The 25,771-nt window shown below is 73.4% G+C and carries 31 protein-coding genes; 18 read left to right on the top strand and 13 right to left on the bottom strand.

The window, feature by feature from the left end; translation table 11 throughout:
• Positions 1–404 precede the first annotated feature (404 nt).
• The gene (locus tag CLV52_RS02725) at positions 405–923 is read right to left on the bottom strand and encodes a cupin domain-containing protein (protein WP_133764621.1); all 519 of its coding nucleotides are present in this window, start codon (positions 921–923) and stop codon (positions 405–407) included.
• A gap of 80 nt (positions 924–1,003) precedes the next feature.
• On the opposite strand from CLV52_RS02725, the gene CLV52_RS02720 reads away from it, so the two are divergent.
• Positions 1,004–1,342, top strand: coding sequence for a YciI family protein (locus CLV52_RS02720; protein ID WP_133764619.1), 339 nt, complete (start codon positions 1,004–1,006; stop codon positions 1,340–1,342).
• A 53-nt stretch (positions 1,343–1,395) separates the two neighbouring features.
• On the opposite strand, the gene CLV52_RS18810 is transcribed toward CLV52_RS02720, so the two are convergent.
• The gene (locus CLV52_RS18810; protein WP_246017927.1) at positions 1,396–1,668 is read right to left on the bottom strand and encodes a hypothetical protein; all 273 of its coding nucleotides are present in this window, start codon (positions 1,666–1,668) and stop codon (positions 1,396–1,398) included.
• Here CLV52_RS18810 and CLV52_RS18805 point away from each other — a divergent pair.
• The 3 genes from CLV52_RS18805 to CLV52_RS02705 all read left to right on the top strand — a co-directional run bounded on the left by CLV52_RS18805 (position 1,667) and on the right by CLV52_RS02705 (position 3,071).
• Positions 1,667–1,870 (top strand): SDR family oxidoreductase, encoded by a 204-nt coding sequence (locus CLV52_RS18805; protein WP_246017925.1) that lies wholly within the window; start codon positions 1,667–1,669, stop codon positions 1,868–1,870. The two genes, CLV52_RS18810 and CLV52_RS18805, sit on opposite strands and share 2 nt — an antisense overlap.
• 97 nt (positions 1,871–1,967) lie before the next feature.
• On the top strand, positions 1,968–2,540 hold the full coding sequence (locus CLV52_RS02710) for an SOUL family heme-binding protein (protein WP_133764615.1): 573 nt from the start codon (positions 1,968–1,970) through the stop codon (positions 2,538–2,540).
• Between the two features lie 123 nt (positions 2,541–2,663).
• Positions 2,664–3,071 carry a bifunctional nuclease family protein gene (locus tag CLV52_RS02705; RefSeq protein ID WP_133764613.1) on the top strand — a complete coding sequence of 136 codons (408 nt, stop codon included), beginning with the start codon at positions 2,664–2,666 and terminating at the stop codon, positions 3,069–3,071.
• 8 nt (positions 3,072–3,079) lie between these two features.
• On the opposite strand, the gene CLV52_RS02700 is transcribed toward CLV52_RS02705, so the two are convergent.
• A complete protein-coding gene (locus tag CLV52_RS02700) occupies positions 3,080–4,018 on the bottom strand; it encodes an SDR family oxidoreductase (RefSeq protein ID WP_133764611.1) in 939 nt (312 codons plus the stop codon).
• 184 nt (positions 4,019–4,202) lie between these two features.
• Here CLV52_RS02700 and CLV52_RS02695 point away from each other — a divergent pair, with 184 nt between their 5' ends.
• The 3 genes from CLV52_RS02695 (at position 4,203) to CLV52_RS02685 (ending at position 6,669) form a co-directional block, all read left to right on the top strand.
• The gene (locus tag CLV52_RS02695) at positions 4,203–5,054 is read left to right on the top strand and encodes a helix-turn-helix transcriptional regulator (RefSeq protein WP_211342591.1); all 852 of its coding nucleotides are present in this window, start codon (positions 4,203–4,205) and stop codon (positions 5,052–5,054) included.
• Positions 5,055–5,083: 29 nt separating this feature from the next.
• Positions 5,084–5,830 carry a FadR/GntR family transcriptional regulator gene (locus tag CLV52_RS02690; RefSeq protein WP_133764607.1) on the top strand — a complete coding sequence of 249 codons (747 nt, stop codon included), beginning with the start codon at positions 5,084–5,086 and terminating at the stop codon, positions 5,828–5,830.
• A 74-nt stretch (positions 5,831–5,904) separates the two neighbouring features.
• Complete coding sequence (locus CLV52_RS02685) at positions 5,905–6,669, top strand: SDR family NAD(P)-dependent oxidoreductase (RefSeq protein WP_133764605.1); 765 nt, start codon at positions 5,905–5,907, stop codon at positions 6,667–6,669.
• Positions 6,670–6,817: 148 nt separating this feature from the next.
• Here CLV52_RS02685 and CLV52_RS02680 read toward each other — a convergent pair whose 3' ends face one another.
• Together CLV52_RS02680 and CLV52_RS02675 are read right to left on the bottom strand one after the other, a co-directional pair.
• Positions 6,818–8,128 carry an L-fuconate dehydratase gene (locus CLV52_RS02680; RefSeq protein ID WP_133764603.1) on the bottom strand — a complete coding sequence of 437 codons (1,311 nt, stop codon included), beginning with the start codon at positions 8,126–8,128 and terminating at the stop codon, positions 6,818–6,820.
• 1 nt (position 8,129) lies between these two features.
• The gene (locus CLV52_RS02675) at positions 8,130–9,116 is read right to left on the bottom strand and encodes an aldo/keto reductase (protein ID WP_133764601.1); all 987 of its coding nucleotides are present in this window, start codon (positions 9,114–9,116) and stop codon (positions 8,130–8,132) included.
• Positions 9,117–9,240: 124 nt separating this feature from the next.
• On the opposite strand from CLV52_RS02675, the gene CLV52_RS02670 reads away from it, so the two are divergent.
• The 4 genes from CLV52_RS02670 to CLV52_RS02655 are packed head-to-tail and all read left to right on the top strand — an operon-like array spanning position 9,241 to position 12,570.
• Positions 9,241–10,269 carry a zinc-dependent alcohol dehydrogenase gene (locus CLV52_RS02670; RefSeq protein WP_133764599.1) on the top strand — a complete coding sequence of 343 codons (1,029 nt, stop codon included), beginning with the start codon at positions 9,241–9,243 and terminating at the stop codon, positions 10,267–10,269.
• Complete coding sequence (locus CLV52_RS02665; RefSeq protein WP_133764596.1) at positions 10,266–11,024, top strand: SDR family oxidoreductase; 759 nt, start codon at positions 10,266–10,268, stop codon at positions 11,022–11,024. The genes CLV52_RS02670 and CLV52_RS02665 overlap by 4 nt, the downstream gene beginning before the upstream one ends.
• Positions 11,021–11,644, top strand: a complete 624-nt coding sequence (locus CLV52_RS02660; protein WP_133764594.1) for a bifunctional 4-hydroxy-2-oxoglutarate aldolase/2-dehydro-3-deoxy-phosphogluconate aldolase — start codon at positions 11,021–11,023, stop codon at positions 11,642–11,644. Before CLV52_RS02665 ends, CLV52_RS02660 begins: the two co-directional genes overlap by 4 nt.
• Positions 11,641–12,570: a sugar kinase gene (locus CLV52_RS02655; RefSeq protein WP_133764592.1), complete on the top strand. Its 930-nt coding sequence runs from the start codon at positions 11,641–11,643 to the stop codon at positions 12,568–12,570. The genes CLV52_RS02660 and CLV52_RS02655 overlap by 4 nt, the downstream gene beginning before the upstream one ends.
• 1 nt (position 12,571) lies before the next feature.
• Here CLV52_RS02655 and CLV52_RS02650 read toward each other — a convergent pair whose 3' ends face one another.
• From CLV52_RS02650 to CLV52_RS02625, 6 genes are all read right to left on the bottom strand, one after another.
• Entirely contained in the window at positions 12,572–12,925 is a 354-nt protein-coding gene (locus CLV52_RS02650; protein WP_246017923.1) for an L-rhamnose mutarotase, read from the bottom strand.
• Positions 12,922–14,103, bottom strand: a complete 1,182-nt coding sequence (locus CLV52_RS02645; RefSeq protein WP_133764590.1) for a mandelate racemase/muconate lactonizing enzyme family protein — start codon at positions 14,101–14,103, stop codon at positions 12,922–12,924. The genes CLV52_RS02650 and CLV52_RS02645 overlap by 4 nt, the downstream gene beginning before the upstream one ends.
• A gap of 28 nt (positions 14,104–14,131) precedes the next feature.
• The gene (locus tag CLV52_RS02640; RefSeq protein ID WP_133764587.1) at positions 14,132–15,055 is read right to left on the bottom strand and encodes a carbohydrate ABC transporter permease; all 924 of its coding nucleotides are present in this window, start codon (positions 15,053–15,055) and stop codon (positions 14,132–14,134) included.
• Positions 15,052–15,990, bottom strand: a complete 939-nt coding sequence (locus CLV52_RS02635; protein ID WP_133764585.1) for a carbohydrate ABC transporter permease — start codon at positions 15,988–15,990, stop codon at positions 15,052–15,054. Before CLV52_RS02635 ends, CLV52_RS02640 begins: the two co-directional genes overlap by 4 nt.
• The gene (locus tag CLV52_RS02630; RefSeq protein WP_246017922.1) at positions 15,987–17,360 is read right to left on the bottom strand and encodes an ABC transporter substrate-binding protein; all 1,374 of its coding nucleotides are present in this window, start codon (positions 17,358–17,360) and stop codon (positions 15,987–15,989) included. Before CLV52_RS02630 ends, CLV52_RS02635 begins: the two co-directional genes overlap by 4 nt.
• 118 nt (positions 17,361–17,478) lie before the next feature.
• Entirely contained in the window at positions 17,479–18,213 is a 735-nt protein-coding gene (locus tag CLV52_RS02625; RefSeq protein WP_162850683.1) for a FadR/GntR family transcriptional regulator, read from the bottom strand.
• 206 nt (positions 18,214–18,419) lie between these two features.
• Between CLV52_RS02625 and CLV52_RS02620 the strand changes: the two genes are divergently transcribed.
• The gene (locus CLV52_RS02620) at positions 18,420–19,283 is read left to right on the top strand and encodes an amidohydrolase family protein (RefSeq protein ID WP_162850682.1); all 864 of its coding nucleotides are present in this window, start codon (positions 18,420–18,422) and stop codon (positions 19,281–19,283) included.
• A gap of 56 nt (positions 19,284–19,339) precedes the next feature.
• On the opposite strand, the gene CLV52_RS02615 is transcribed toward CLV52_RS02620, so the two are convergent.
• A complete protein-coding gene (locus tag CLV52_RS02615; RefSeq protein ID WP_133764579.1) occupies positions 19,340–20,284 on the bottom strand; it encodes an NADP-dependent oxidoreductase in 945 nt (314 codons plus the stop codon).
• 95 nt (positions 20,285–20,379) lie between these two features.
• Here CLV52_RS02615 and CLV52_RS02610 point away from each other — a divergent pair, with 95 nt between their 5' ends.
• From CLV52_RS02610 to CLV52_RS02600, 3 genes are all read left to right on the top strand, one after another.
• The gene (locus tag CLV52_RS02610) at positions 20,380–20,880 is read left to right on the top strand and encodes a MarR family winged helix-turn-helix transcriptional regulator (RefSeq protein WP_133764577.1); all 501 of its coding nucleotides are present in this window, start codon (positions 20,380–20,382) and stop codon (positions 20,878–20,880) included.
• Positions 20,881–20,964: 84 nt separating this feature from the next.
• Complete coding sequence (locus CLV52_RS02605) at positions 20,965–21,399, top strand: VOC family protein (protein ID WP_133764575.1); 435 nt, start codon at positions 20,965–20,967, stop codon at positions 21,397–21,399.
• 5 nt (positions 21,400–21,404) lie between these two features.
• Complete coding sequence (locus tag CLV52_RS02600) at positions 21,405–22,046, top strand: winged helix-turn-helix transcriptional regulator (protein ID WP_133764573.1); 642 nt, start codon at positions 21,405–21,407, stop codon at positions 22,044–22,046.
• Between the two features lie 10 nt (positions 22,047–22,056).
• Here CLV52_RS02600 and CLV52_RS18645 read toward each other — a convergent pair whose 3' ends face one another.
• Entirely contained in the window at positions 22,057–22,659 is a 603-nt protein-coding gene (locus CLV52_RS18645; RefSeq protein ID WP_211342590.1) for an aggregation-promoting factor C-terminal-like domain-containing protein, read from the bottom strand.
• Between the two features lie 140 nt (positions 22,660–22,799).
• Between CLV52_RS18645 and CLV52_RS02590 the strand changes: the two genes are divergently transcribed.
• The 3 genes from CLV52_RS02590 (at position 22,800) to CLV52_RS02580 (ending at position 25,770) form a co-directional block, all read left to right on the top strand.
• The gene (locus CLV52_RS02590; protein WP_133764571.1) at positions 22,800–23,228 is read left to right on the top strand and encodes a GNAT family N-acetyltransferase; all 429 of its coding nucleotides are present in this window, start codon (positions 22,800–22,802) and stop codon (positions 23,226–23,228) included.
• Positions 23,229–23,381: 153 nt separating this feature from the next.
• Positions 23,382–24,416, top strand: a complete 1,035-nt coding sequence (locus CLV52_RS02585; protein WP_133764569.1) for a hypothetical protein — start codon at positions 23,382–23,384, stop codon at positions 24,414–24,416.
• Between the two features lie 97 nt (positions 24,417–24,513).
• Positions 24,514–25,770 (top strand): alpha-amylase family glycosyl hydrolase, encoded by a 1,257-nt coding sequence (locus tag CLV52_RS02580; RefSeq protein WP_133764567.1) that lies wholly within the window; start codon positions 24,514–24,516, stop codon positions 25,768–25,770.
• Position 25,771: the final 1 nt, after the last annotated feature.

Here is a 25,771-nt window from a genome sequence, read left to right as displayed (position 1 = left end):
GCGACGTGGTCGAGCTGCACGCGGACGAGACGTGCGGAGAAGGACGCGGGGTCGTCCACGGTCCAGCTCGCGCCGTCCGTCAGCCGCTCGAGCCCGCCGGCCCCCTCGAACGCCCACGTGAACGGCGACTCGACCCCGCTCTCGAACAGCCAGGGCCGTAGTCGGCGGAGGTCGGGTCCGTCGTCCGACGCCCGGTCGACGGCCGGCCGCGGTCGAGCCCTCGAGTCCCTGCATCGTCGCCGCCCCTCGGGCCGAGCGCGCTGTCGACGGGTCCGGCTGGACCGCGTTCGATCGCTCGACCGATCGGAAGGCCTTTCTCTCTGAGGGTAGGCAGAATGCTCGGGACGCGTCGAGATCATCCGGATACGCAGCGCCTCCCAGGGCGCTCGCCGCCGCGTCGACGGTCACTCCTCGCCGAGCAGCGCGATCACCTCGTCCGTGAGCCACGGCGCGGAGCCGGACCATCGCCGCGCGTCCTCGACGGGGAGACCGATGCGAACGCCCTCCTCGGTCCACGCCGGCGTGACGATCGTGGCCATCAGCGCGAAGCCATCGGGCTCGAGCAGCCGGAGCGCCTTCCACGTGCCGCCCGGTGCCGTCAGCATCGGCACCTGTCCAGCGCGGAGATCCCGCCCGAGCACGTGTCGGGACGGTTCGTGCCCTGCTCGCAGGAACACGTACTCGACCGGTCCGCCGTCGATCAGCACGTGCGTGTCGTCGGAGTCGAGTCGGTGCCAGACGTTCACCGGACGCCGCGGGTCGAGCAGGTAGTAGATGGAGCTGAAGGCCGGCATCGCGACGTCGTGGAAGCGGACCGGGAGCGCCGATTCGTCCGCCCGGCACCACCAGCCCGACTCACCCGAGAGCGGTTCGAGACCGAGCTCGGCGATCCACCGCTCCGCTCGTGCCGCAGCGGTCTCCATTCCCCATGTCTACCGGGGAAGGTGTCCTTCCGGGCCGCGCTGATCCGTCGTAGGGGTGACACCGACAGAAGGAGCGCCCGATGCGCTACATGATCCTGATCTCGACGGACGCGGACGCGGCGAAGCAGTGGGACGAGGACCCGACGGTCTTCGACGACGCGCACCGGCGACTCTCCATCGAGCTGCAGCGGACCGGCGAGCTCGTCGACGGCAACGAGCTCGACCCGGACGACGCGACCGTGATCGGCACGCACCGCGGGCAGGTCCTGTCGATGCGCGGGCCGTTCACCGAGGGCGTCGAGGTCGTCGGCGGGTACTACGTCGTCGACGTCGCGGCGCAGGAGCGCGCGGTCGAGATCGCCGGGATGCTCGCCGAGACGCGGTTCTCCCCCGTCGAGATCCGGCGTCTCATGCACTGAGCGGACCGGGCGACGACCCTGCAGAGTCGATCGGCTCGGGGCGGACCGGGGGGTCAGCGCTGCTCGACCATCGCGGCGACAGCCGTCAGCGCGATGCGGGCGGACGCCCGCAGCTCCTCCCGCGTCACGCCCGCGGCCGCGTGGACCGCGTGCCCCTCGGTCACCGCCATGAGGTACCGGGCGAGCGCCGCAGCGTCCGTGCCCGCGACGAAGTCACCGTCGTCGACCGCGCGCTGCAGGCGATCCGCGAGGGCGCGCTCGCCGCCCTTCCGACTCGCGCCGAGGAAGTCGGGCACCGCCGAACCGGCTGAGGCGATGCCGCCCATGATCGTGAGGCAGCCCGCCGGGCGATCCGGACGCGTCACCGCGTCCGCAGTACTGCTGGACGGGTCGGCGCAGGGCGTGCAGATGCGGCGGCTCGGCGCTCCCGACGAGATCGCCGAGGCGGTGCTCCACCTCGCGAGCCCGCGCAGCTCCTCCGTCACGGGCAGTGAGCTGACCGTGGACGGCCGCGCGAGCCGGATCTGACGACGGACACGTCGACCGCGCCGCTGCACGCCCGAGGGCGAGGGAGGGACCTCGCGCCCTCGTCCCCATCCCGCCGCGGACGTATGCTCCGCTCCTCATGACCGAGCAGCAGCCGTACGAGGTCCTCCGGCGGACCGCGGCGTTCGAGCTGCGCCGCTATCCGGCTCACACGGTCGCGGAGGTCGAGGTCGAGGCCCCGTTCGACCGCGCCGGGAACGTCGCCTTCGGGCGGCTCTTCGGGTACATCAGCGGCGCCAACACCGCTCGGCGATCGGTCGCGATGACCGCGCCCGTCGTCCAGCGGTCGACGGCGGCGGGCCAGCGGGTGCCGATGACCGCGCCGGTCGTCCAGGCCGGCCCGACGGGAACGGCCCGAGGTACCCACGCGGTGGCGTTCGTGCTGCCGGCCGGGATGACCGCGGCGTCGGCGCCCGTGCCCACCGATCCGTCCATCCGCATCCGCGCGGTGCCGGCGTCCACGGCTGCGGCGCTCCGCTTCTCCGGTTCGAGTTCGGCCGCCGCCTTCCGCCGGCACGAGCAGCAGCTCCGGGAGGCGCTCGACGCAGCCGGGCTGCGACCGGTCGGCGCGCCGCGATTCGCGCGATTCGACCCGCCGTTCAAGCCGTGGTTCCTCCGGCGCAACGAGGTCGTCCAGGACGTCGAGGCGTAGGCCTCCGAATCCGCTGACAATGCCGTCCGCCCTGTGACGGCGACGCCGCCGCCGGACTCGTCCCTCTCGGCGGGGGCACCGATCGACGGGCGGCCGGTGCACGTCGCCCGGTGAGGAGCGACGGTGATCCCGGTGGAGTTCGAGCGGGTGGACCTCCGCGACGGACGCGGCGTCATCTGGCTCGCCTCGAGCGCGCAGCACGACGGTGCGGGGTTCCGCCTGCCCGTCTGGGTCGGCGATCGCGAGGCCGCGGTCGTGCAGATCGCCGCCGACGGGCTCCGGTCGGCCCGACCACTGACGATCGACCTGCTGCAGCGGGTCCTCCACGACTTCGACCTCCGGCTCATCGACGTCGCGATCACCGCGGTGCAGGAGGGCCTCCTGCACGCGGCGCTCACGATCGAGGACGGGACACGGCGCCGCGCCGTCGACTGCCGGCCGTCGGACGCCCTCGCGCTCGCGCTGCGCGAGCGGGCGCCGATCGCGGTGGCGCCGGAGGTCGCGCACACCGCCGGCGTGCCGCTCGACTGAGGCGCGCCTCACCCGCCGATCGAGGTCCCGATGAGCTGCTCCGACCGCTCCCACACGCGCCGCGCCTCGTCCTCGCTCCGGAGCCGCGAGTAGAGCCGCTGCTCCGCGGGCGCGCCGCCGAGGTGGCCGGGGCCGCTCGGCCCGTAGAACCGGCCGCCGCGCTCGGCCGGCGAGGTCGCGGCGTACAGCGCCGGCAGCGCCGCGGACTCGACCGTGCCGACGAGGATGCCGCGCCGCGACATGGCCGTGATCACCCGCCGGCCGACGGTGTCGCGCTCGCGCGCGAGCTCGGGACGGGCCGCGAGGAGCGCGGTCGGCGCGACGCCCGGGTGGGCGAGGTCGCTCGTGATCCCCCAGCCGAGCGCGGCGCTGCGCCGCTGGAGCTCGAGGCCGAAGAGCCCGAACGCGATCTTCGACGAGCTGTACGCGCGCATGCCGTCGTACGAGCGCTCCCAGTTCAGATCCGCCCAGTTGACGGCGCCCGAGTTCGCGGCGACGCTGATCTGCGATGTGACCGTCGCCCCGCCCGCGCGCAGCAGCGGGAGGAGACCGGCGACGAGCGCGACGTGCCCGAGGTGGTTCGTGCCGAGCTGCAGCTCGAAGCCGTCCGTGGTGGTCTGCCGGGAGGGCGGCGTCATCACGCCGGCGTTGTTCACGAGGAGGCGGATCGGGCGCCCCTCGTCCTGCAGCCGCGCGGCGAGGTCCCGCACCGAGGCGAGGGACGAGAGGTCGAGGTCGTGCAGCGCGACCTCCGCTCCGGGCGCCTGGCGGAGGACCGTGGCGAGCGCCGCCTCGCCCTTCCTCCGGTTGCGCACGGGCAGGAGCACCTCGGCGCCGGCGCGGGCGAGGCGGGTCGCGATGACGAGGCCGATGCCGTCGCTCGCGCCGGTGACGAGCGCGCGCTGACCGCTCAGGTCGGGGATGTCGATGTCGGGTCGGCGAGGCACGAGGGCTCCTTCGTTCGGGTGGTGGGTCCACCGTGACCTCGTCGCGGGATCCCGGCCACGGCTCGCTCATCCGCTGATCGGCGATCCACTGCTCGCACCGTCGGACCGGAAGGGGGGATCGGCAGGCCGTGGGTGGGCTGTTCGCGGGCGGGTAGAACTGTGCGGACCGACCTCAGGAGGCGCCGTGATCGACCGGGACGGGCTCGCGACGTTCCTCCGTCGCCGCCGCGAGACCCTGCAGCCGCAGGACGTGGGCCTGCCGCGCGGGCAGCGACGCCGCATCGACGGGCTGCGACGCGAGGAGGTCGCGGTGCTCTGCCACATGTCGACCGACTACTACGCCCGGCTCGAGCGGGGTCGGGGGCCGCAGCCGTCCGAGCAGATGCTCGCGTCGATCGCGCAGGGGCTCCACCTCACCCTCGACGAGCGGGACCACCTGTTCCGGCTCGCCGGGCACACGCCGCCGACGCGCGGCACGACCAGCGAGCACATCGGGCCGGGGCTGCTCCGCGTGCTCGACCGCCTCGAGGACACGCCCGCGGAGATCGTCACCGAGCTCGGGGAGACGCTGCGGCAGACGGCGCTCGGGGTCGCGCTCACCGGCGACACCACGCGCTTCACGGGCTTCGAGCGCAGCCTCGGCTTCCGGTGGTTCACGCACCCCGGCACCCGCGCCCAGTACGCCGAGGAGGACCACGCCTTCCTCGGCCGCCTGTTCGCCTCGGGACTCCGCGGGCTCGTCACCCTCCGCGGCCCGGACTCGAAGGCGCGGCGGATGTGCGACGACCTGCTCGAGCGGAGCGCGGAGTTCCGCGACCTCTGGGCGCGGCACGAAGTGGGGCTGCAGCCGCGCGAGCGCAAGCGCTTCGTGCACCCGGAGGTCGGCGTGATCGAGCTCGACTGCCAGTCGCTCGTCGACCCGAGCCAGTCGCACCTCCTGATGGTCTACACGGCCGAGCCCGGCAGCCAGAGCCACGAGAAGCTGCAGCTGCTCGGAGTCCTCGGCGCGACGGCCGCCGCTGACGCGGACGCATGACGGCGCACCGCGGTCCCTACGATGATCGGATGACCGACCGCGGCCCGGACCGACCGTCGGCCTCCCGCTCCCAGACCGACGTGGTCGTGGAGGGCGTGAAGGCGATGATCGTCGACGGCGAGCTGCGCCCCGGCGACCGGCTCCCCGTGGAGAAGGACCTCGCCGCCCGCCTCGGCGTCTCCCGCGGGTCGCTCCGCGAAGGCGTCCGGGCGCTCGCGACGCTCGGCGTCCTGCAGACCCGGCAGGGCGACGGCACCTACGTCACCTCGCTCGACGCCGCGGCGCTGCTCGGGCCGGTCGGGCTGTTCGCCGAACTGCGCGGGGAGGAGCAGGCCCACGACCTGCTCGGCGTCCGCCGCGTCCTCGAGGCCGAGAGCGCCGCCCGGGCCGCGCGGCTGCGGACGGAGGAGCACCTCGTCGAGCTGCGGGCGATCCTCGCGGGCGTCGACGACCTGCTGCGGTCCGGCGAGCCGCTCGACGCGCAGGCGTTCATCGAGGCGGACACGAGGTTCCACGCCGTGGTCGCGCGCGCGAGTGGCAGCCCCACCCTGGCCGCCCTGATCGACGGGCTCGTCGGCCGCACCCTCCGGGCGCGCCTCTGGCGGGCGATCACCCAGCAGCACGCGAACGCCGAGACGCAGCGCGAGCACCGCGCGGTGCTCGCCGAGATCGAGGCGGGCGAGCCGGAGCGGGCGCGGGTGCGGATGTCCGTCCACGTCCTCGGCGTCGAGGAGTACGCCGACGCACACGATGCGGAGGGGTACCCGCCCGCCTGATCCTCGGATCACGATTCGTAGGATGATCCGCGGTCGAGGTCCGAAGCAGCGGCACCTCCCAGGACGGAGCGGTCGTGAGCAGCGAGTTCGACGGGATCAGCGCGATCGTGACGGGCGGCGCCTCCGGCATCGGACTCGCGACCGCGCTGGCGCTCCGCGACGCCGGCGCGCGGGTCGCCGTGCTGGACCGGACGACGGAGGTGCCCGAGGGGCTCCTCGCGTTCGAGGCCGACGTCACCGACCGCGCCGCGGTGCGCAGGGCGGTCGATGCGGCCGCCGAGGCCCTCGGCGGGATCGACGTCGTCGTCAACAACGCGGGCATCTCCGCGGTCGGCACCGTGGAGGAGAACGACGACGCCGAGTGGGCGCGGGTCCTCGACGTCAACGTGATCGGCATGGCCCGCGTGAGCTCCGCAGCGCTGCCGTGGCTCCGCCGGTCGGCGCACGCCGCGATCGTCAACCTGTGCTCGGTCGCCGCGGAGAACGGCCTCCCCCAGCGGGCGGTCTACAGCGCGAGCAAGGGCGCGGTGCTCGCGCTCACCTACGCGATGGCGACCGACCACGTCGCGGAGGGCATCCGGGTAAACTGCGTCTGCCCCGCCACGGTCGCCACCCCGTTCGTGGACCGGATGCTGCAGCGGTTCCCCGACCCGGTGGCCGAGCGGGCCGCGCTCGACGCCCGCCAGGCGACCGGCCGGATGGTCACGCCGGAGGAGGTCGCAGGCGCGATCCTCTACCTCGCGAGCCCGCGGTCCGGCTCCACGACCGGCCTCGCGCTCGACGTGGACGGCGGGATGAGCCACCTCCGGCCGCGGCCGGTGCAGGCGACGGGCGCCTGACCCCGACGCGCTCGAGCACATCAGCAGGAACGGGGCGCTTCAGCAGGAAGCAGGTGCGCCCCGCTTCCTGCTGAGGCGCCTGCTTCCTGCTGTGGTGCTCCGGAATCCCTGCTGTCGTGCTCCGTCGCCGGGGGCGGAGGCGGGCCGGTCAGCCGGCGGCGCGGCCGCTCCAGTAGGAGCCGGTGGGGTAGGCGTACTCCGCGAGCGACCCCTCGTGCATCTCGGCGCTGTAGCCGGGGGCGGAGGGGAGGACGTACCGCCCGTCCTCGACGACGCACGGGTCGACGAAGTGCTCGTGGAGGTGGTCGACGAACTCCGTGACCCGGCCCTCGAGGCTGCCGGAGACCGCGACGTAGTCGAACACCGACAGGTGCTGCACGAGCTCGCACAGCCCGACGCCGCCGGCGTGCGGGCAGACCGGGACGCCGAACTTCTTCGCCATCAGGTACACGGACAGGATCTCGTTGACGCTCGCGAGGCGGGCGGAGTCGAGCTGGCAGAAGTCGATCGCCTCGGCCTGGAACAGCTGCTTGAACAGCACCCGGTTCATCCCGTGCTCCCCCGTCGCGACGCCGATCGGCGCGACCGCCTTCCGGATCGCGGCATGCCCGAGGACGTCATCGGGGCTGGTCGGCTCCTCGATCCACAGCGGCTTGAAGGGTGCGAGCCGCTCCATCCACTCGATCGCCTGCGGCACGTCCCACACCTGGTTCGCGTCGATCATCAGGTCCACGTCCCAGCCGACGACCTCGCGGGCGATGGTGAGGCGCCGCACGTCCTCCTCGACGTCCGCGCCGACCTTCAGCTTCAGGTGCCGGTACCCGGCGTCGACCGCTTCCTGCAGCAGGCGGCGCAGCTTGTCGTCGCTGTAGCCGAGCCAGCCCGCGGACGTCGTGTAGCAGGGGTACCCGCCGGCGGCCTCGAGCTCCGCGATCCGCGTCGCACGGGTCGGCGCCTGCTCGGTCAGGATCGCGATCGCCTCCTCCCGCGTCAGCGCATCCGACAGATATCGGAGATCCGCCGCGTCGACGAGCTGCTCCGGGGTCATGTCCACCAGCAGCCGCCACAACGGCTTGCCCGCCCGGCGCGCGGCGAGGTCCCACAGCGCGTTCATCACCGCCGCCATGGCCAAGTGCACGACGCCCTTCTCCGGCCCCAGCCACCGCAGCTGACTGTCGGACGCGAGCTCCCGATAGACCGCCCCGAGGTCGCCGACGAGCTCGTCCACCTCCCGACCGACCAGCGGCGCCGCCCGCTGCTCCGCCGCGAGGCAGCACAGGTCGTTCCCCCGGCCGATCGTGAACGTGAACCCGTACCCCGCGACCCCGGCCTCGTCCGTCTCCAGCACGACGTACGCGGCGGAGTAGTCCCCGTCCTTGTTCATCGCATCCGAACCGTCCTGCGACAGCGAGGTCGGGAAACGGACGTCCACGGTGCGGACGGCGGTGATGATCGGCATGTCAGGACTCCGCGGCGGCGGTCCGGCGGAGGAGGCCGGCGGACTCGAGGTCGCGCCAGAGTGCGTCGGGCACCTCGACGGCGAACCGGTCGATCGCGCCGGCGACCTGCTCGGGCGTGCGCAGCCCGAGGACGGTCGACACGACGGCGGGGTGCCGGCGGGCGAAAACGGTGGCGACCTCGGGCAGCGTCAGCCCGTGCGCCTCGCACACGTCGGCGATGCGATTCGCGCGGTCCAGCATCTCCGCCGGAGCGTCCGCGTAGTCGTACTGCGCGTCGGCCGGCGGTCGCGGACGACTGAGGAGACCGGAGTTGTAGACGCCTGCGGCGACGACGCCGACCCCTCGCTCCAGGGCCGCGGGCAGCAGGTCGTCCTCGGCCCCCTGCTCGAGCAGGGTGTAGCGGCCGGCGCACATCACGAGGTCGACGTCCGTCTCGCGGACGAACCGCGCGAGCATCGCGGACTGGTTCATGCCGGCGCCGATCGCCCCGACGACGCCCTGATCGCGAAGCTCGGCGAGCGCCGCGAAGCCGGTCGTCGACGCCTCGGCCCAGTGGTCGTCCGGGTCGTGCAGGTAGACGATGTCGACCCGGTCGACACCGAGCCGCTCGAGGCTGCCCTCGAGCGAGCGGAGCACGCCGTCGCGGCTGTAGTCCCAGCGGCGACGCAGCGTCGTCTCCACGACGAAGCCCTCGTCGTCCATGCGGGAGACGCCGTTCGCATCCTCGACGAGCAGCTTCCCCACCTTCGTGGACAGCACGTACTCGTCTCGGGGCAACCCGGCGAGCGCGGCACCCAGGCGTCGTTCGGAGAGACCGAGTCCGTAGTGCGGCGCGGTGTCGAAGTACCGGATGCCCGACTCCCAGGCCGACTCGACCGCAGCGGCGCTGTCCTCGTCGGACGTCTCGCGGAAGAGGTTGCCGAACTGGGCGGTCCCGAACCCCAGCTCGGGCACTGCGAGGCCCGTCCGCGTCCTGTGCTGCGTCATGCCACTCCCGATCTCAGACATCCGATCACTCCGCGTCGAATTCCCCATTGACGTCGACGTCGGACCGGTACGCAGCATAATAGGTCAGGTGATTCCCGCATCGGGATTCGAGAACGGAGCGTCGATGCTGACTGCGCAGTACGTCGGTGGCCACACGGTCGAGACCCGGGAGGCGGAGCCCGTCGCACCGGGGCCGAGCGATGTGCGGATCCGCGTCGCCTACACGGGGCTCTGCGGCACCGACCTCCACGTCGTCCACGGCAACATGGACACGCGCGTCACGACGCCGCTCGCGTTCGGTCACGAGATGAGCGGCACCGTCGAGTCCGTCGGCGCGGACGTCACCTCGGTCGCGCCCGGGGACGCGGTGACCGTGATGCCCCTGGACTGGGACGGCACCTGCCCGGCCTGCCTCGCCGGCAACCAGCACATCTGCCAGAACCTGAACTTCATCGGCATCGACTCCCCCGGCTCCCTGCAGGAGCTGTGGACCGTGCCCGAGCGGGTCGTCGTGCCGATGCCCGCCGGGGTGCGGCTCGATCACGCCGCGCTCGTCGAGCCCGTCGCGGTCGCCGTGCACGACGTCCGCCGATCCGGCCTCGTCGAGGGCGAGAAGGCCGTGGTGATCGGCGGCGGCCCGATCGGGCTGCTCATCGCGACGGTCGCGCGCCGCTTCGGCGGCGACGTCGTCGTGGCGGAGGTCGACGCGAAGCGGCGCGCCCAGGTCGAGGAGCTCGGCTTCACCACGCTCGACCCGCGCGCGGTCGACCAGGTCGCCTGGGTGAACGAGTGGACGGGCGACGCCGGCGCGGACGTCGTGTTCGAGGTGTCGGGCGCCGCGCAGGCGGTGCTCGGTGCGACCTCGCTCGCGAAGGTCCGGGGCCGCCTCGTGGTCGTCGCGATCCACCCGCAGCCGCGCGAGATCGACCTGCAGCGCCTGTTCTGGCGCGAGCTGACGATCATCGGCGCGCGGGTCTACGAGCGACAGGACTTCGAGACCGCGGTGCAGCTGATCGCGGACGGCGACATCCCGGCCGACACGCTCATCACGAAGGTCGTGCCGATCACCGCGGTGCAGGAGGCGTTCGGTCTGCTCGAGCAGGGCGCCGCGATGAAGGTACTCGTCGACGTGCAGTCGGGCGCCGCGAAGTGACCGGGCTCTTCGACCTGACCGGCCGCCTCGCGGTCGTCACCGGTGCGAAGCGCGGCATCGGACGCGCGTTCGCGGAGGCGCTCGCCGCCGCCGGCGCCGACGTCATCGGGGTCAGCGCGACGATCGAGCCGGAGGGCAGCGCCGTCGGCGCGGCGGTCGAGGCGCTCGGCCGACGGTTCGAGGCCCGGGCCGTCGATTTCGCCGACCGCGCCGCGGTCGTCGCGCTCGGCGAGGAGCTCGCCGAGCGCCGCGTCGACGTGCTGGTCAACAACGCCGGGACGATCGAGCGCGCGCCCGCGGCCGAGCACCCGCTCGAGCTCTGGGACCGCGTGCTCGAGGTCGACCTCTCCAGCCAGTTCGTACTCACGCAGCTCGTCGCGCGCGGCATGCTCGCCCGCGGCGAGGGCCGCGTGATCTTCACCGCGAGCCTCCTCAGCTTCCAGGGCGGCATCAACGTGCCGGGCTACGCGGCGGCGAAGTCGGGGGTCGCCGGGCTGATCCGGGCGCTGTCGAACGAGTGGTCGGGGCGCGGGGTGACGGTGAACGGCATCGCCCCCGGCTACATCGCCACCGACAACACCGCGGCGCTGCAGGCGGACGCCGACCGGTCGCGGCAGATCCTCGAGCGCATCCCCGCCGGCCGGTGGGGCGAGGCGTCGGACCTGCGCGGCGCGGTCGTGTTCCTGGCCTCCCCCGCCGCGGCGTACGTCACCGGCGCGATCCTCCCCGTCGACGGCGGGTGGCTCGGCCGATGAGCGGGGCGCTCGAGGTCCTGGAGCGGGTGCGCGTGCTGCCGGTCGTGTCGCTCGACGACGCTGCGCTCGCGCGGCCGCTCGCCGAGGCGCTGCTCGCGGGCGGCCTGCCGGTCGCGGAGATCACCCTCCGCACGGCCGCCGGGCTCGCGGCGATCGCCGAGGCGGCCGCGGTGCCCGGCTTCACGGTCGCGGCCGGGACCGTGCTGACCGCGGAGCAGGTGGACGCCTGCGTCGACGCCGGCGCGGGGATGATCGTCTCCCCCGGCTTCGACGACGCCGTCGTCGACCGGACGCGGGAGCGCGGCGCGGTCGCCGTGCCCGGCGTCGCCACGGCCTCCGAGGTGCAGCGCGCGCTCGCCGCCGGCTGCAACGACCTCAAGCTCTTCCCGGCGGGGCTGCTCGGCGGCCCGGACCTGATCCGGGCCCTCGGCGCCCCCTTCCCGCAGGTGCGCTTCGTGCCGAGCGGCGGCGTGAGCGCCGCGACCGCGCCCGCCTACGCGGCCCTGCCGAACGTCGCGGCGGTCAGCGGCAGCTGGATGGTGCCGGCGGACGCGATCGCGGGCGACCTCAGCCGCGTCACCGCGCTCGCCCGCGAGGCCGTCGCCGCGGTGGCGCGATGACGGTCCTCACCCTCGGCGAGGCCCTCGGGGTCCTGCACACCGGCGAGCCGATCGCGCACGCCTCCCACCTCCGCATCGGCACCGGCGGCTCCGAGGCCAATGTCGCCATCGGACTGGCTCGCCTGGGTGCGCGGGTCGCCTGGCTCGGCCGCGTCGGCGACGACGGCCTCGGCCGCCGCATCGTCCGGGAGCTGCGCGCGGAGGGCGTCGACGTCCATGCGGTGCTCGACCCCGCCGCCCCGACCGGGCTCCTGCTGAAGGAGACCGACCCGGCCGGCCGCACGGAGGTCGTCTACCACCGCCGCGGCAGCGCGGGCAGCCGACTGGTGCCCGACGACCTCGATCTGGTCGACGCCGCCGCGGTGACGCACCTGCACGTGACGGGCATCACCCCGGCACTCTCCCCCGACGCCGCCGCGACGGTCGGCGCGGCCGTCGAGCGGTGGTCGCCCGTCGGGGTGTCCTACGACGTCAACCACCGGAGCCGGCTCTGGGACGCGGAGGTCGCCGCGACGGTCCACCGCACGATCGCGGAGCGGGTCGACGTCGTGTTCGCTGGCCTCGACGAGGCGCTGCTGCTCGTGCCGGACGCCGACGGGCCGGAGGACGCCGCGCGCCGGATCGCCGCGCTCGGCCCGCGGGAGGTCGTCGTGAAGCTCGGGGAGCAGGGCGCGCTCGCCCTCGTCGACGGGGTCGTCAGCACCGTCGAGGCCGTGCCCGTCCGCGTCGTCGACACGGTCGGCGCCGGCGACGCGTTCGTCGCCGGCTACCTCGCCGAGCGGGTGCGCGGCCTCCCGGTGGCGGCGCGGCTGCGGACGGCCGCTCGGGCCGGCGCGCTGGCCTGCACGCACCCCGGCGACTGGGAGGGCCTCCCGTTCCGCCGCGATCTCGACCGGCCGATCGACGGCGAGCCCGTCGCCCGCTGAGTCAGCCCTCGGGCGAGAGGTGCCACGCCTCGGTCATGTCGCGCCAGGGACCGCCCGGGCTGCTCGGCTCCGGGTCGACCTGGCACGGGTCGGTGAAGGTCCACCACCGCTGCGTCTCGGGGTCCTCCCCGATGAACCGCAGCGCCGCGTCGAGGTCCTCACCGCGGTACTCGTAGTAGCCGATGAGCAGGTCGTCGCGGACGAAGATCGTGTAGTTCTCCAGGCCCGCCTCGCGGATCCGCTGCTCGACCGCCGGCCATACGGCCGCGTGCAGCTCGAGGTACTCCTCGCGCTTCCCGGGCGCGAGCCGCGTCATCTGGCAGACGCGCCGCACCGGGCGCTCCCCCTCGCTCATCGCCGCGCCTCCAGCGTCTCGACGACCGCCGGAGCGGTGTCCTCGGGCACGAGCCGGAGGCCCGCGCGGGCGGGCCGCACGTGCGGACCGCTCGCCCGCGTCCATCCTGCCGCGGGCGCGAGCCCGAGGATGAACGCCTCGTCGACCGCGATGCCCGCGCCGGGCTCGTCACCGAGGACGATGCCGCCGTCCTCGATCCGCTGGTCGATCGAGACGCCGAGCGGCTGACCGAGGTCCTGCACCTCGGAGGTCAGGTGGTTCGGCATCGCCGTCGCCGCATGGGCCGTCACCGCGGTGAGGCCCACGGCGCTGACCGGGAGGTCCTGCCCGTGCGCGAGCGTGGAGACCCGGAGGGCGTGGGTGATCCCCCACGAGGCGTTGAACTGGACGACGTCGACGGCGTCGGCCGCGAGCAGCGGCCGGTACTGCTCGAGGCCGGTGAGGTTCTCGCCCGTCGCGACGCCGGCGGCGACGCTGCGCCGGACGTCCGCGAGCCCCGCCGCGTCCCAGCGCCGGAGCGGCTCCTCGACCCACGTGAGGTCGACCTCGTCCTCGATGCGCCGGATGTGCCGCACCGCCTGGGAGCGGTGCCACGACTCGTTCGCGTCGAACATGAGGGCCGGGTCGGCGGAGTTCCGCCGCATCACGTCCTCCGCGATCCGCAGCCGGCGGACGTCGTTCGCGAGCACGCGACCGCCCTTGATCTTCGCCTGCGAGAAGCCCGCGTCGGCGAACCGGGAGTAGAGCCCGTGCAGCTCCTCGTCCGTGAGCCCGAACTCGAGCCCCGACGCGTAGCCGGGCACGAAGCGCGAACGGCCGCCGAGCAGCCGCCAGAGCGGCTCGCCCGCGGCCTTCGCCTTGATGTCCCAGAGCGCGAGGTCGATCGCGCCGATGGCCGCGAACACGGTGCCGGCGTGACCGGTCTTGAACACCCACGCGAGCATGCGGTCGTAGAGCCCGGTCACGCTGCGGGGGTCCTCGCCGTCGATCGCGGGGAAGACCCGTTCGACGTCCGCGAGCGAGGTCGCCGTGAGGCCGACGCCCTCGATGCCCTCGTCGGTCGTGAGGACGAGCACGTGCACGGCCGTCCTGGTGCCCTCGCTGACGCCGTTCACATCGCCGACCGGGCGGTGCCACTCGTGCTGGGTGGAGAGGATGCGATAGCCGGTGATCTTCATGCGATGGTCCTCGCGTCGGTGCGGTCCGTCATTCCTTCGTCCCGCCCGCAGTCATGCCCTCGACGAGGAAGCGCTGGGAGAAGAGGAACACGATCAGGATGGGCAGCACCGACACGACGGTGCCGAGCGCCAGGGTGGGCAGCTGGACGGACTCGGAGCCCGCCGAGCTGGGGTTGAACGCCGGCGTCGACGACAGCAGCGTCGACAGACCGACCTGCAGCGGATAGCTGTCGCTCGAGGGCAGCATCACGAACGGCAGGAAGTAGTTGTTCCAGTTCTGCGTGAACGAGAAGAACCCGACGAGTGCGACGACCGGCGCGGCGAGCGGCAGGGCGACGCGGAAGAAGACCTGCAGCTCGTTCGCCCCGTCGAGCCGTGCCGCCGCCAGGAGCGAGTCGGGGATCGACGTCGAGAAGTAGATGAAGGCCAGGTACACGCCGAACGGGTAGAACGAGAACGGCAGGATGACGCTGAGCGCGGTGCCGACGAGGCCCAGCGCGTTCATCTCGAGGAACACGGGCAGCACGAGCGCCGTGCTCGGCATGAGCATGACGACGAGCGTCAGCACGAGCAGGACCCGCCGCCCCCGGAACTCGGTGAGGGCGAGCGCGTAGCCCGCGGGGATCGAGATCACGAGCGTGAGCACGAGCGCCCCGACCGCGTAGAGGACGGAGTTGCCGAACCACGTGTAGACGGCGCCGCCCTGGAACGAGAACAGCTGGTTCCAGTTCGCGGCGAACGACGAGAACGAGCCGACGGCGAACGGGCCGAGCCGGTTCAGCTCCCCGCCGCTCTTCGTGACGGCGAACAGCACCCACACGAGCGGGGTGATGAAGAACAGCGCGAAGACCACGAGGACGACGCCGGCGATGCCGCGGCCGCTCCAGCCGGCGATGCCGAGCCCGGCCGAGCGGCGCCGGGTCCCGGCTGTGGTCGAAGCCGTGGTCGTCATGCGTCCTCCGTCGAGAAGAGCCCACCGCGCCACACGAACAGGGCGGACAGCGCGATCGAGACGATCAGCAGCAGCACCGCGATCGCGGAGGCCCCGTTGAAGTCGTTCTGCGCGAAGGCGTACTGGTAGGCGAGCTGATTGAGCGAGTAGTCGTTCGGGACGACGGCGTTGCTCGCCTGCGAGAGCAGCGTCGGCTCGACGAAGAGCTGGGTGCCCGCCGCGAGTGAGAGCACCGACATGTAGGCGATCCACTTCCGCATCAGCGGCAGCTGGATGCGGGTGGCGATCTGCACGGCGTTCGCGCCGTCGAGCCGTGCGGCCTCCATGACGTCGATCGAGATGTTGTTCAGGGCGCCGAACAGGACCACGATCCAGCCGCCCGCACCGGTCCAGAACGCGATGATCGCGAAGATCGCCGGCAGGTTCGCCGGGGCGATCGACTGGTTGAAGCTCTGGAACCCGAGGGCCTGGAGCAGCGGCGCGACGGGGCTCGCCGAGGGGTCGAGGACGAACAGCCAGAGCAGCACGCTCGATGCGCCGGCCAGCGCTCCGGGGATGTAGTACAGCAGCCGGAAGACGGCGCTGACCCGGCGCGAGCGGATCCCGTGCACGAGCAGCGCCAGCAGCACGACGAGCACGAGCAGGCTGACGAGCCAGATCACGAGGTAGAGGGCGACGTGGCCCACGTCCGCGAAGAAGCGGTAGTCGCCGATCACCTTCGCGAAGTTCGCGAACCCGGCGAACGCGCCGTTCCCATCGGTGAACGCCAGCACGAGGGCGTAGATCGCGGGCGCCAGCCCGAAGGCGACGGTGAAGAGGACGTACGGCGCGATGAACACGGGCCCGATGGAGCGGGCGCGGGTCCGCCGGCCGGCTCGCCGCCGGCCCGAGAGGGCCGGGCCGGCGGCGAGCGGTGCAGCTGCGGGGGTCGTCACTTGACGGTGTACCCGTTCACCTGCGCCTGGTTCTTGATCTCCGTGCCCCAGGCGGCGAGGTTCGACGTGGTCGACTTGCCGCTCGTGATGAGCGGGGACATCACCTTGGCCCAGATGGCCTCCTGCGAGAACGCGGGGGAGCCCCAGCCGGACCACACCTCACCGGCGGCCGTGGTGACGGCCGACAGGTCGGTCGCGTAGTAGCCGCTCGAGGACTGCTTCGCGAGCCACTTCGTGGCGGCCGGAGCGTACGCCGGGTAGCCCGGCGCCTGGTCGACCTGGTAGGCGTCGGCGGTCGTGACGTACTGCGCGAACTTCGTCGCCGCGGCGAGGTTCTTCGAGTGGCTCGAGATGAACCAGGTGCCGCCGCCGACGTTGCCGGTCACGGCCTGGTCGCTGCCCCACGGCAGCGGGTTCGCGACGCCGAGCTGGCCCTTGGGGACGTTCAGCGACTGCGCGTTGTTGAAGATCGCGCCGGAGAACCACACCGGGCCGGGCATCATGAGCACCTTGCCGGAGTACTTCTTCACGAAGTCCGGGCTGAAGACGCTGAGCGTCGACAGGGACTTGTTCGCGACGCCGGCGTCGATCAGGTCGGTCGCGCGCTTGCACTCGGTCGACTCGGTGTCGACGCTCATGGTGCGGGCGCCGGTGACCTCGTTCGCGCCGCACTTGCTGCCGGCCATGTAGATCTCGGGCCACGGGTCGCCCACCGAGCCGATGATGTAGCCGGGGTGGTCCTTCGCGACCTTCGCGCCGAGCTGCTGGTACTCCTCCCACGTCGTGGGGAGCGAGTAGCCGAACTTCGTCAGCAGCGTCTTGTTGTACCAGAGCACGTTCTGCGCGAGGTCGTTCCGCAGGCAGTACACCTTGCCGTCGACCGTGCAGACGTCGAGCGAGCCCTTGGTGAAGTTCGACAGCGTCGACTGCGGCACGAGGCCCTTGTCGAGCACGGCGGCGAACGGCTGCTTGCCGGCCGTCTTCTGGCTCGCCCACGAGGCGTCGTTGTTCTGCGAGGAGAACACGACGTCGGGCCAGCCGCTGCCCGAGCGGTCGAACAGGCCCATCTTCGTCTTGAACGAGTTCGAGCCGTTGGACGAGCCGTCGTAGGTGACGGTCTTGACCTTGATCGACGGGTTCGCCTGCTCGAACGCCTTGACCGCAGGAGCGCGGGTGGCGTCCACCCAGACCGTGATGGTGCTGCCCTTGGACTGGGCCGCCTCATCGAATCCGTACTGGCCGTTCGATCCGCTCTGCGCCTTCGTGGAGCACCCGGTGAGGGTGGCCACGACGGCCGCGGCGGCGATGCCGACCATGCCGATGCGCCGCCCGATGCGGCGCGCGGAGGAGGGGTTCATCTGTTCCTTCATCTGTCGACGTCATTGACGACTGCGCGTCTGCGCGGTGGACGTAGCAGATCATACATATGACCTTTACGCCACTCAGCAGGCGGGGTGTTACCGAAGTGAGATCCGGGAGGCCGCCGGATCAGCCCGCGGTGCCGCTCCGACGGCGCCAGGCGTCGACGATGTGCTCGTTCATGGCCGCCCGTGCGGCCTCCTCGTCGCCGGCGGCGACGGCCTCGTACACGGCGCGGTGCTGAGCCAGCGTGCGCTGCGACGCGTCGGCGGGCGGGTGCCCCTCGAACCGGGAGAACTCCCGGGCCCGGCTGTAGAGCGTGTCCGCGATGTTGCCGGCGAGGAAGTTGCCGGAGAGCCGCATGACGATGCGGTGGAAGTCGGCGTCGGCGTCGCGGAAGCGGGTGTAGTCGCCCTCCGCCTCGCGCATCTCCTCGAGCGCGGCGCGCAGCTCCTCCCGCTCGGCGGCCGAGGCGCGCCGTGCCGCCTGGCCCGCCATCACGCTCTCGAGGGCCCCGCGGACGAGCGTGAGCTCGTCGAGCGTGTGCAGCTGCTCGTCGTGCGCGATCACCGCGGACAGCACGAGGGGGTCGAGCACGTTCCACCGGGCGTGCGGCTGCACGAGGGTGCCCCGACCCTGCTGGATCGCGACCAGGCCCTTCTCCTCGAGCCGCTTCATCGACTCGCGGATGATCGTGCGGCTGACCCGGAAGTACCCGCCGAGCACCGCCTCGGGCGGCAGCACCTCCCCTTCGGCGTACCGGCCGGAGATGATCGAGTCCGCGATCTCGCGCATGAACGTGTCCGCCGGACGCTGCTGGCTCTCCGGGGCGACGAGCCCGCGCAGCTCGAGCGATGCACTCATGGATGGAACTCCATTCCCCGCATCGACGATGCGACTCGTGCTGCGGAGGCCGCGGCCCGGACCGGTTCGACCTCCACTATCGCGCCTGCGGCCGCGGAGGACGAGCCGCCACGGCTCTCTCCTGCGACGTCTGCCGTCAGTCATCCGACCTCTTCGGGCAGAATCCTGCCCGGACGGCTGCGACGAGGCGGCCCGGGAGGGGACGCATGGAGCACACCGGTCGATTCATCGACGCGCACATCCACTTCTGGGATCGGGCGACGTTCCGGTACCCGTGGCTCGAGGAAGCGGACGGGCTGCCGTTCCGCTTCACCCCGGAGGACCTCCGCCGCCGTTCGGACTCGGCGGCCGCACTGGTGTTCGTGCAGGCGGACTGCGTCGCCGACCAGGGGGTGGCGGAAGCGACCTGGGCGGCCGAGCACGTCCGCTCGTGGGGACCGGGCGGCGCCGTCGTGGCCTTCGCACCGGTGGACGACGTCGACCGGCTGCCGAGCGTGCTCGAGCAGCTCGGAACCGTGCCGGAGGTCACAGGGATCCGACGACTCCTGCAGGACGAGCCCGACGACCTGCTGCGATCGACCGCGCTCGCGGCGGGACTGCGCCGGGTCGCCGAGGCCGGGCTGACGTTCGACGCCTGCGTCCGGCACGGCCAGCTGCCGGCGCTGATCGCCCTGCGTCGCGCGGCGCCGGATGGCGAGCTCGTGCTCGACCACCTCGGCAAGCCGCCGGTCGCGGCGGGCTGGGGCACGCCCGTCGCCGAGGCCTGGCACGGCGCGATCCGGGAGCTCGCGGCGCTGCCCCGGACGTCCGTCAAGCTGTCCGGGCTCGCGCTGGAGGCCGCGCCGGGCCCGCTGCTCGAGCAGGCGCGGCCCTTCGTGACCGCGGCGCTCGAGGCGTTCGGGCCGGACCGGTCCATGGCCGGCAGCGACTTCCCGGTGTCGGCCGCGACGCCCGACGCCGTCCCGTACGACGACTGGTTCGCCTTCGTCGGGGAGCTGGCCGGATCGCCCGCGGATCGGGACGCGGTCCTCCGGGGGACCGCACTCCGCGTCTACGGTCGGCGGGCGTAGCGCGAGCCGCTCCCCTGCGCACCGCACGGGGAGCGACCCGCTGCACCGCGCACCGCTCAGGCGCTCGGCGCGAGGACGACGACCTTGCCCGAGACGCCGCCGGCGGCCGCCCGCTCGTGCACGCTCCGCAGGTCGGCGAGCGGCACCCGCTCGGCCACGTCGACGCGCAGCTCCCCGGCGTCCACGAGCGCGACGAGCTCCGCGAGCTGCACCGCGTCGCTCCGGACGAACAGGTCGACGCCCCGGACGCCGCGCGCCTTGTCGGACGGCGCCGGCATCCACACGGTCGTGCTCACGATGACGCCGCCGTCGGCGACGAGCGGCACGAGGGCCGCGAACGCCTCCGGGTCGATCGGCGCGAGCTGCACGACGACGTCGACCGGCTCCGTCACCGCGTCCGCGAGCGCGTCCGTCGTGTGGTCGACGACCTCGTCCGCGCCCGACGCGAGGACGCGGTCGCGGCTGCGCGCGCTCGCCGTCGCGATCACCCGGGCCCCGGCGCGCTTCGCGAGCTGCACGGCGTAGGCGCCGACCGCGCCGCCCGCGCCGTTCACGAGCACGCGCTGACCCGCCCGCAGCCCGGCGTGGTCGAACAGCGCCTGCCACGCGGTGAGGCCCACGGCGGGGAGCGCGGCGGCGTCCGCGAGCGGGATCCGCTCCGGCGCTGCGGTGAGCACCGCCGTTGGCGCGACGGCGAACTCCGCGGCGGCGCCGTCCGCGACCATCGGCAGGAAGCCGACGACCCGCTGCCCGACCTCGAAGCCGGTGACGCCGTCGCCGAGGGCCTCCACGGTGCCGGCGACGTCGATGCCGGGGATGTGGGGCAGCGCGACGGGGAACGGGCCCTGCATCCCGCCGCCGCGGATCCCGGCGTCGATCCCGTTGAACGAGGTCGCGGCGACTCGGACGAGCACCTCGCCCTCCCTCGGCGTCGGCTTCGCGACGTCCTCGAGCTGCAGCACGGACGGGTCGCCGTACGCGTGGAACCTGATGGCCTGCATGGGGTCCTCCTGGACTCGGTCTCATTGTGCTTCGAATTCGAAGCAGTGAGCCGACCGTAGCACTGCTGCGAATTCGAAGCAACTAGACTGACTCCATGAGCGACGACCGCCCTCTCGACCCCGTGCAGCTCGACGCCTACTTCGCGCTGATCGAGGTGAGCAGCCTCCTCAGGCACACGGTCGAGCAGCAGCTGAAGGAGTCCGGCGGCCTCAGCTACGTGCAGTTCCAGCTGCTCGCGACGCTCGGCGACGCCCCGTCGGGCCGGCGGCGCATGACCGACCTCGCCGACGGCGTCGTCTACAGCCGGAGCGGACTCACCTACCAGGTCGGGCTGCTGGAGCAGGCCGGCCTCGTCACCCGCGCCCCGTCGCAGGAGGACGAGCGCAGCGTCGTCGTCACCATCACGGACGCGGGCCGCGCGGTGCTCGCGACGGTCTTCCCGGGGCACATCGCCGTGCTCCGCGAGCTGCTCCTCGACCCGCTGTCGGACGACGACGTCGAGGCGCTGGCGTCCGTCCTCGACCGCGTGCGCGCGCACATGCGATCGATCCCGCCGCGGTCGGCCGCGCCGCGACGGCGCGCACCGACCCGCTGAGCAGGATCGCCTCCGGCGCCCTCTTGACGCCGCACTTGTCTTTTGCAAGTGTGAACGGCGTCCACATCCCAGAAGGAGGCCGCCATGGCCATCGTGTTCGTCAACCTGCCGGTGACCGACCTGGAGCGCTCGAAGGCGTTCTACGAGGCGCTCGGTTTCCGGATCAACCCGCTCTTCACCGACCACAACGCGGCCTGCGTCGTGATCGAGGAGGACCACAGCTACCTCATGATCGAGACCCGCGAGTTCATGCAGACCATGACCGCCCTTCCGCTCGGCGACCCCGCGGTCAGTCCGACGGCGGCGACGGCCTTCTTCGTGGGCAGCCGCGAGGAGGTCGACGCCGCGGTGGCGGCCGGCGTCGCCGCGGGCGGCCGGGAGGTCGGCGAGCCCCAGGACTTCGGCTTCATGTACCAGCGCGGCCTCGCGGACCCGGACGGGAACCCGGTCGACTTCGGCTGGATGGACCCGAAGGCCGCGGCGGAGGGCCCCGCGGCCTTCGAGAGCCGGCAGGGCTAGCGCGGGTGGCGGCCCGCGACTACGGGCAGTACTCGGGCCTCGCGCGGGCGGTCGAGCTCGTCGGCGAGCGCTGGGCGCTGCTCATCGTCCGCGACCTGCTCACCGGTCCGCGACGCTACGGCGAGCTGGCGGCGGGGCTGCCCCGCATCCCGACCAACATCCTCGCGGCACGGCTGAAGGAGCTGCAGGCCGCCGGCATCCTGCGTCGCGCGCCGCGGTCGCGGGTGATCGTGTACGAGCTCACGCCGTTCGGCCGCGGGCTCGAGCCGGTCGTCCTCGCGCTCGGCGCGTGGGGGCTGCAGGCGATGGGCGATCCACGGGACGAGCAGATCGTGACCCCCGCCTCCATGGCGATCGATCTGCGCACGGCGTTCCGGGAGGACGTCGCGGCGGGCCTGCCGGCGACCTCCTACTCGGCGCGGATCGACTCGGCCGACCTGTTCATCCGGGTCGACGGCCGCCTGCTCGACGTCGGCGGCGGCACCGGCCGGGCCGACCTCGCGTTCGCCGCCGGGCCGGCGCTGCTCCGGATCGTCTCCGGCGACCTCGCGCCGCGGACCGCGATCGAGACGGGCGCCGTGGCGCTGCTGCACGGCGACGCCGCCCTGCTCGACCGATTCGCGACCACGTTCCGGCTCGCGGCCTGAGCGATCCCGGTCAGTAGGAGCCGACGGCGTTCGAGTGCGCGAGGGCGCCGCACGGGCTGCCGTAGCGAGCCGCGATGTACCCGATGCCCCAGCGTACCTGCACCTTGTAGTCGGTCTGCCAGCCGGGCCCCATCTTGCTGCCCGGGAGCGCCTGCGGGATGCCGTAGGCGCCACTCGGGTTCGCCGCGCGGGAGTTCCAGCCCGACTCGCGGTTCCACAGCCCGACGAGGCAGCCGAACTCGCCGGCGGCCCAGCCGCGGCCGGCGACGAGACCCGCCGCGTAGGCCTGCGAGACGGACGCGGGCGCGACGGGCCCGCTCGGCACGGCGACCCCGCTCGTGCCGACGACCTCCGCCGTGTAGTGGTCGCGCCGCATCGTGACGAGCACCCAGCCGCCCTGGATCCGGAACCGCTGCACCGCCTCGTGCTTCGCGAGCACCGGCTGCCGGTAGAAGGTCGCGGCGGTCGCGCCGGCGTACGGATCCGTGACGCTGACGAGCGCGATCCCGGCGCAGACCAGGACGGCGAGCACGCTGAGCACCCGGCGCCGGGTGCGCATCGGCGCGCGAGCCGCACGCCGGCGGCCGCTCGGCGTCGTGACCGCTGCTCGCATGCGCACCTCCCCCTCGGGCACCGCGCGGGCCGGGACCCGCGGAAGCGAGCCGACGGTACCGCCGCGGCGTGCTCGGGGCCCGGCGACATGCCACGGCGGCCCCGGAGCCGCCCGCGGCGAGCGCCGCGTACGGTGGCTGCATGATCGAGGTCACGACCGCCGCGGCCGCCGATGAGCGCGTGCTGATCGCGGTCGAGCGGCTGCTCGGGCAGCTGTCCGCCTCCGCCGTCTTCGACCCGGCGCTGGTCGAGCGGGTGGTGCGCGAGGAGTCCTGCACGCTGCTGCTCGCCGAGGAGGAGGGGGAGGTCCTCGGGATGGCGACGCTCGTCGTCGCGCCGTCGCCGAGCGGGCTCCGCGGCCACGTGGAGGACGTCGTCGTGGACGAGGCCGCCCGGGGACGCGGCGCGGGGCGCGCGCTCGTGGCACGACTCGTCGAGCTGGCCAGGGAGGCGCGGCTGCGGTCGCTGGAGCTGACCAGTCGCCCCTCCCGCGTCGCCGCCATCGCGCTCTACGAGTCGGCCGGGTTCCGGCGCCGGGAGACGAACGTCCTCCGCATCGACCTCGTCTGAGTCCCCCTCCCCGGCCCCAGAGCGGGGGCATCGACCTCGACCGGCGCACGGCGGCACGACGATGCGTGCACGGGCGCTTCCCCCGTCGACGATCCGTCGGGATCCTCCTGCTGCGGACGGCTTCGGGGGGAGTCGTCGCACCTGGGGGATGCCATGACCGCACAGCCGGACACCGCGCGGCGGGGCGCCGCGCGCGCCGCCACGGCCGCCGTGTGCGCGCTGCTCGTCGCCGCGGGCGGCGTCCTCGTCGCCGCCCCGGCGCATGCCGCCGAGCCGGCCGACGCCTGCAGCACGACGACGGGCGACCTGCCGGGCGGCGTCGTCCTCTCCGGCAGCCGGCTCACGATCGGGCTGCTCGGCTGCGCGACGACCGGGCAGACCGGCGGCGCCGCCACCGCCGCGCCCGTCGACACGACCCGCCCGGTGCCGACCTCGGCGCCCTCGGCGCCCGTCGATGTCGTGCCGGCCGGCTCCGCGCCGACCGATCCGACCGACGGTCGGGCCGTCTCGACCTCGTCGACCGGGTCGGCGCCGACTCCGGCGTCGACGCGCGTCGCCATCCGCCGCAGCAGCGCGATGGTCTACCCGGTGAAGGACGGGTACCTCGACGTCGTCCGGTTCTCCGTGTGGGGGGCGGGCGAGGCCGGCGGCTGCATCCCGCTCGACGGCCGGGCGGTGCTCACGCACGCCGGCCGCACCGTGAAGACCTGGGCCCTGCACGGGACGGGCTCCGTCCTCAGCTGGAACGGTCGCGTGAAGTCGGCGGTCCGGCCCGGGCTGTACACGCTGCACGTGGCCGCGACGGCGCCCGACGGCACGGACCGGAGCGGGACGACGACGGTCCGCGTCATGCCCGAGCGCCTGGCGCGACGGACCCTCATGATCCGCACCGACGTGGGAGCGGAGGCGACCTCCGCCGAGCTGCCGAAGCGGCTCATCGGTGCGTACCGCCTCGGCCGCGTGACCATCGCGACCCGGACCGTGGCGGTCGTCCGGGGGACGGCGAAGCTCGTGTTCAGCAACGACGGACACCGGAAGGTCCTCCGGCTCCGCGACGGGGTGCACACCACGAACCCCACCGTCCTGCCGCGAAGCTTCGAGCGGGTCACGATCCGGCACGCCTGGAAGCGGGGCGCGGCGCGGCTGCAGTCGCTGCAGGCGATCTGGACCTACTCCGTCCTCGAGTGAGCCGAGGGCGGAGCGGAGGTCCCTCCACCGCCGTCGGCCCGCTCCCCGACCGACCTGCTTGGATCCTCGGGGCCGGTCGGCCGGGCGAGGGGGACGGATGCGGTTCGAGCACGTGATCCTGTGGCACGTGTACCCGCTCGGGTTCACGGGCGCGGAGCGCGACAACCCGCCGGGCGGTCCCGTCCGGCATCGGCTGCCCCAGCTGCTCGCGTGGCTGGACCACCTCGTCGCGCTCGGCGCGAACGGCCTGCAGCTCGGGCCCGTCTTCGACTCGGAGACGCACGGCTACGACACCCGCGACCACTTCCGGATCGATCCGCGGCTCGGGGACGACGGCGACCTCGACGCGCTCGTCGCGGCGGCGCACGCGCGCGGCGTGCGCGTGGTGCTCGACGGCGTCTTCAACCACGTCGGGCGCTCCTTCCCCCGCTTCGCCGCCGCCGAGGCCGGCGACGCGGAGTCGGCGCGGTGGTTCCGGCGTGACGGCGAGGGCTGGGCCGACTTCGAGGGGCACGGGGCGCTCGTGGCGCTGAACCACGAGGAGCCGGCCGTGCTCGACCACGTGGTCGCCGTGATGCGCCACTGGCTCGACCGCGGGATCGACGGATGGCGGCTCGACGCCGCGTACGCCGTCCCGACCGCGTTCTGGCGCCGGGTCGCAGACCAGGTGCGCGCCTCCCACCCGGACGCCTGGCTCCTCGGCGAGGTGATCCACGGCGACTACGCCGCGTTCGTCGCGGAGTCGGGCCTCGACTCGGTGACCCAGTACGAGCTCTGGAAGGCGATCTGGAGCTCGCTCAACGAGCGCAACCTGTGGGAGCTCGCGTGGTCCCTCGGACGCCACCGCGACATGGTCGCCGCGTTCCTGCCTGCGACGTTCGTCGGCAACCACGACACGACGCGGATCGCGAGCCGGCTCGACGACGAGCGTCATCTCGCGCACGCGCTGACGGTGCTCTTCACCGTCGGCGGGATCCCGGTCGTGTACGCCGGCGACGAGGAGGGCTTCCGCGGGGTGAAGGAGGATCGCGAGGGCGGCGACGACGCCGTGCGCCCGCGCTTCCCGGACTCCCCCGACGAGCTGTCCCCGGTCGGCGAGCCGATCCTGCGCCTCCATCAGCGCCTCATCGCGCTGCGCCGCCGGAAGCCGTGGCTCGCGCAGGGGCGGTACGAGCAGGTCCGGGTCGAGAACGACGTGCTCGTCTACCGGATGAGCGCGCCCGACGGCGGCGACGCCGTCACCGTGGCGCTCAACGTCGGCGACGCGGCCGTCGACCTCGCGCCGGGCCCGGGCGAGCGCGTCCTCGAGGGCGGTCTCGGTCCGCACGAGGCCGCGGTGATCGGTCGGGACTGAG

This window comes from Amnibacterium kyonggiense (assembly GCF_004364555.1).
Lineage (GTDB): Bacteria > Actinomycetota > Actinomycetes > Actinomycetales > Microbacteriaceae > Amnibacterium > Amnibacterium kyonggiense.
The sequence above is the reverse complement of the archived record's forward strand: the minus strand, read 5'-3'. Positions and strand labels throughout refer to the sequence as shown.

Excerpts from the sequence above, each read along its gene's own strand:
- CLV52_RS02630 (WP_246017922.1), bottom strand. The coding sequence starts at position 17,360 with ATGAAGGAACAGATGAACCCCTCCTCCGCGCGCCGCATCGGGCGGCGC.
- CLV52_RS02710 (WP_133764615.1), top strand. The coding sequence starts at position 1,968 with ATGACCGAGCAGCAGCCGTACGAGGTCCTCCGGCGGACCGCGGCGTTC.
- CLV52_RS02720 (WP_133764619.1), top strand. The coding sequence starts at position 1,004 with ATGCGCTACATGATCCTGATCTCGACGGACGCGGACGCGGCGAAGCAG.
- CLV52_RS18810 (WP_246017927.1), bottom strand. The coding sequence starts at position 1,668 with ATGGGCGGCATCGCCTCAGCCGGTTCGGCGGTGCCCGACTTCCTCGGC.
- CLV52_RS02590 (WP_133764571.1), top strand. The coding sequence starts at position 22,800 with ATGATCGAGGTCACGACCGCCGCGGCCGCCGATGAGCGCGTGCTGATC.
- CLV52_RS02650 (WP_246017923.1), bottom strand. The coding sequence starts at position 12,925 with ATGAGCGAGGGGGAGCGCCCGGTGCGGCGCGTCTGCCAGATGACGCGG.
- CLV52_RS18645 (WP_211342590.1), bottom strand. The coding sequence starts at position 22,659 with ATGCGAGCAGCGGTCACGACGCCGAGCGGCCGCCGGCGTGCGGCTCGC.
- CLV52_RS02640 (WP_133764587.1), bottom strand. The coding sequence starts at position 15,055 with ATGACGACCACGGCTTCGACCACAGCCGGGACCCGGCGCCGCTCGGCC.
- CLV52_RS18805 (WP_246017925.1), top strand. The coding sequence starts at position 1,667 with ATGATCGTGAGGCAGCCCGCCGGGCGATCCGGACGCGTCACCGCGTCC.
- CLV52_RS02670 (WP_133764599.1), top strand. The coding sequence starts at position 9,241 with ATGCTGACTGCGCAGTACGTCGGTGGCCACACGGTCGAGACCCGGGAG.
- CLV52_RS02585 (WP_133764569.1), top strand. The coding sequence starts at position 23,382 with ATGACCGCACAGCCGGACACCGCGCGGCGGGGCGCCGCGCGCGCCGCC.
- CLV52_RS02580 (WP_133764567.1), top strand. The coding sequence starts at position 24,514 with ATGCGGTTCGAGCACGTGATCCTGTGGCACGTGTACCCGCTCGGGTTC.
- CLV52_RS02605 (WP_133764575.1), top strand. The coding sequence starts at position 20,965 with ATGGCCATCGTGTTCGTCAACCTGCCGGTGACCGACCTGGAGCGCTCG.
- CLV52_RS02615 (WP_133764579.1), bottom strand. The coding sequence starts at position 20,284 with ATGCAGGCCATCAGGTTCCACGCGTACGGCGACCCGTCCGTGCTGCAG.
- CLV52_RS02680 (WP_133764603.1), bottom strand. The coding sequence starts at position 8,128 with ATGCCGATCATCACCGCCGTCCGCACCGTGGACGTCCGTTTCCCGACC.
- CLV52_RS02625 (WP_162850683.1), bottom strand. The coding sequence starts at position 18,213 with ATGAGTGCATCGCTCGAGCTGCGCGGGCTCGTCGCCCCGGAGAGCCAG.
- CLV52_RS02620 (WP_162850682.1), top strand. The coding sequence starts at position 18,420 with ATGGAGCACACCGGTCGATTCATCGACGCGCACATCCACTTCTGGGAT.
- CLV52_RS02610 (WP_133764577.1), top strand. The coding sequence starts at position 20,380 with ATGAGCGACGACCGCCCTCTCGACCCCGTGCAGCTCGACGCCTACTTC.
- CLV52_RS02725 (WP_133764621.1), bottom strand. The coding sequence starts at position 923 with ATGGAGACCGCTGCGGCACGAGCGGAGCGGTGGATCGCCGAGCTCGGT.
- CLV52_RS02675 (WP_133764601.1), bottom strand. The coding sequence starts at position 9,116 with ATGACGCAGCACAGGACGCGGACGGGCCTCGCAGTGCCCGAGCTGGGG.
- CLV52_RS02690 (WP_133764607.1), top strand. The coding sequence starts at position 5,084 with ATGACCGACCGCGGCCCGGACCGACCGTCGGCCTCCCGCTCCCAGACC.
- CLV52_RS02660 (WP_133764594.1), top strand. The coding sequence starts at position 11,021 with ATGAGCGGGGCGCTCGAGGTCCTGGAGCGGGTGCGCGTGCTGCCGGTC.
- CLV52_RS02645 (WP_133764590.1), bottom strand. The coding sequence starts at position 14,103 with ATGAAGATCACCGGCTATCGCATCCTCTCCACCCAGCACGAGTGGCAC.
- CLV52_RS02655 (WP_133764592.1), top strand. The coding sequence starts at position 11,641 with ATGACGGTCCTCACCCTCGGCGAGGCCCTCGGGGTCCTGCACACCGGC.